We start from the raw sequence: 592 nt of genomic DNA, 5'->3' as shown, positions 1-592 counted from the left end.
AAATACAGAGCCAGTTTCTCCGGGGTAACGAGCAGGTGTACCAGTGTCAGGTGGCATTTGTATTGCCGGGTGAGCGGGTCATGATGGCCTTCACCTACGCCCGAACCACACCGCTGACCCCGGCAGATATGACGCGCTGGGCTGAAATTAAAAAGAATCTGCGCTTCAGGATGCGGCAGGAAGCCGGGACGAATTAATCACACAGGGAACGGGACATGGAAGAGGCATTCTGGGCGGCAAGGCAGGGTGATGCCCTGCTGCATACGTCGTTTATGGCAGATGTGCTGGGGGCAGTTGTAGAGGTTGCCGCCACAGCCCTGGTGGATGTTCTGGTTGTCGGAACCATGGCGGCGCTGGGCGGAGTTGAAGTGGCAACGCTGGGCTGCTCAACCATTTTAGCGATCGGTATAGCAACAGCGGTATTTATGTCGTATCAGGGCTGGAATGACCGAATCAGTAGGGAAAGTGAGCAACTGGCGAACTGGCTTTTCCCGCCTCAGATTGAAGGTTACATCCTCACCGGCTCTGGCGACACATGGATCAACAGCAAACCTGCCGCGCGGGCCGCGGCGACTGCGGCATCGCGGCAGGA

At 57.4% G+C, this 592-nt stretch carries 2 pseudogenes; both read left to right on the top strand.

From position 1 onward, the window contains the following. Nucleotides 1–197, top strand: a pseudogene (locus ACJHX7_RS26270) (DcrB-related protein); the annotation flags it as partial. A gap of 18 nt (nucleotides 198–215) precedes the next feature. Continuing rightward, nucleotides 216–592: pseudogene (locus ACJHX7_RS26265) on the top strand (RHS repeat family protein); the annotation flags it as partial.

This window comes from Escherichia sp. WS1451 (genome assembly GCF_046487365.1).
GTDB classification, from domain to species: Bacteria; Pseudomonadota; Gammaproteobacteria; order Enterobacterales; family Enterobacteriaceae; genus Escherichia; species Escherichia coli.
Note: the sequence above shows the minus strand (reverse complement) of the source record. Positions and strands in the feature narration are given on the sequence as shown.